The following is a 2,301-nucleotide window of genomic DNA, read 5'->3' as shown; positions in this document are numbered from 1 at the left end:
GCTGGGCACAGCATGGCTTGCCGTCATGATTGGAGCCGAACAGGCCGTTACCTTCGGCTTCCTGCCGTTCATCGTCGGCGGCTTGCTCAAGTCAGCGCTGGGTGCCGCGACCCTCATGGCCCTTCCCGGCGGCAAGGCCAAGCCGGCCAATCCGTGACGATCAAGCTGCGCGCCCATCATCTCCTTTGCCTGCTCACCTATGTGGGCAAGGGATACAGCCCCGCCTTCACCGCCAATTATGATCGCGTCGCGGAGCGCCTGAGCCGGGGCGAGGACATCCTCCTCGTTTCCGGCCCCGATGATGTCTGCGCTCCATTGCTCGACGAGACGGAACCTCACTGCCTCAACGAGAGCGTCGTCGAGCGGGACCGGCTCGCCGGGCTGGATGTAGAGGAATTGCTGGCGCGGCCAATCCGGGTCGGCACCCACCTCGATCTCGACACGGGGACCTTAGCCCGGATGCGGCAGGCGTTTTCGGCTGGCCTTGTACGCAAGGCCTGCGGCGGCTGCGAATGGAACGAACTGTGCAGCACGATAGCGGCCGGTGGATATAGCGACACGCTGGTGCAGCGGTCCGCCGCGCCAGCCGAGGGTTGATATTGGCCCCGAGCCTTAGCGGTCGAAGCCGAGCTCAGGGGTCGAATCTGCGATATCTTCGGCGCCGTGCAGGGCCAACACCGAAATTCAAGACCGGAAAACTGGTGCCTGTCGCCATGATTTGTTAATCGGGTGCCCGGATTGTGAATTCGAGGCGGATTGAAGCGCGACCCCAAAAAGGCCATGCTTTGCCTGGAAAGATCGAGTCTACGCCGATCCCGCTGATGCGGAGATGGCGCCTGGCTGAAAGGGATATGATGCGGCAAGGACGTGCGCGCTGGCTGACAAGGCTGGCAATTGTGACCGGCATGGCGATCTCGGCTTTGCCGGCCTATGCCAAGCAAACCACCGAACCGGTCAAGATCACGTCGTTTTCGGGCGCTTATCTGGCGGCCCGGATCGCCGAGGGCGACAACGACCTCGACAGCGCCATCGCCTACTACAAGCAAGCATTGGCCTTCGACCCGAGCGACACCGGCCTGCAGCAGAGCCTGATGCTGTCGCTGATCGCGCAAGGGCGCTTCGACGAATCCCTGGTCTATGCTGACAAGCTCAAGGAAGTGCCTGACGTCGAGCGTTTCTCGCGCTTGGCGCTCGCCGTCGATTCCTTCCACAAGAAGGATTTCACCAAGGCGCAGTACTGGCTCAAGCTGTCGCTGGAATCCGATCTCGACCGGTTGATCTCCGGCGTGATGTCCGGCTGGGCGCAGCAAGGCGCCGGCGAGCCTGCCGATGCGATGGCGTCCATCGACAAGCTGCAGGGGCCGGATTGGTTCGGCCTGTTCAAGTCGTTCCACCGCGCCCTGATCGCTGATGCATCCGGCATGCCCGAAAAGGCCGAGGCGATCTATGCCGCGACCATGCAGGATACCGCCGCCGGCGGTGCCGCTCCCGAAACCTGGATGCGCAATGCCCAGGCCTACGCCTCGTTCCTGGTCCGCAAGGGCGACAAGACCAAGGCGCTGTCGGTGCTCGACCAGGCCGAGGCGTTTTCGCCGGGCAAGCTGGAAATCGTCGCCTTGCGCGACCGAATTGCAAAAGGCGACAAGATTGCGCCGCTGGTTGCCGGCCCATCCGATGGCGCCTCCGAAATCCTGCTCGACCTCGCCACCGCGCTCAACCGTGGCGGCGGCGAGCCGTTCGTGCGCCTCTATCTGCAATATGCGCTTGCTTTGAAGCCTGACAGCGACGCTGCCCTTGTGCAACTCGCCGCCGTGTCCGAGCAATTGAAGGACGGCGAAGGTGCCATCGCGCTCTATCGCCGGATTCCCGCCGCTTCGCCGCTGAAGGAGCTTTCGGACCTGCAACTCGGCCTCAATCTTGCCGATCTCGACCGTCACGAAGAAGCGATCACCCATCTGAAAGCCTTGGTCGACGCCCATCCCAATGACATGCGCGCCTATCTGGCGCTCGGCGGCGTCTATTCCTCGAAGGACGATTTCCGTTCGGCCGCCACTCTCTACGATAAGGCCGTCGAGGTGCTGAAGGCGCCGACCGCGGCCAACTGGAACATCTTCTACCAGCGCGGCATCGCTTATGAGCGTCTGAAGGAATGGCCCAAGGCCGAGCCGAACTTCCGCAAGGCGCTGGAACTGTTCCCCGACCAGCCGCAGGTGCTGAACTATCTCGGCTATTCCTGGGTCGACATGAACATGAACCTCAAGGAAGGCCTGGCGATGATTCAAAAGGCCGTCGACCTCAGGC

At 62.7% G+C, this 2,301-nt stretch carries 2 protein-coding genes and 1 pseudogene; all 3 read left to right on the top strand.

The window, feature by feature from the left end; translation table 11 throughout:
• Positions 1-157: pseudogene (locus EN750_RS30190) on the top strand (biotin transporter BioY); the annotation flags it as partial.
• Positions 154-597: a DUF1284 domain-containing protein gene (locus tag EN750_RS30185; protein ID WP_127398920.1), complete on the top strand. Its 444-nt coding sequence runs from the start codon at positions 154-156 to the stop codon at positions 595-597. The pseudogene EN750_RS30190 and the gene EN750_RS30185, both read left to right, overlap by 4 nt.
• A 257-nt stretch (positions 598-854) precedes the next feature.
• On the top strand, positions 855-2,301 hold a 1,447-nt coding region (locus tag EN750_RS30180; RefSeq protein WP_127398921.1), incomplete at its 3' end, for a tetratricopeptide repeat protein.

The organism is Mesorhizobium sp. M7A.F.Ca.ET.027.03.2.1 (assembly GCF_003999175.1).
In the GTDB taxonomy this organism is placed as follows: Bacteria; Pseudomonadota; Alphaproteobacteria; order Rhizobiales; family Rhizobiaceae; genus Mesorhizobium.
Note: the sequence above shows the minus strand (reverse complement) of the source record. Positions and strands in the feature narration are given on the sequence as shown.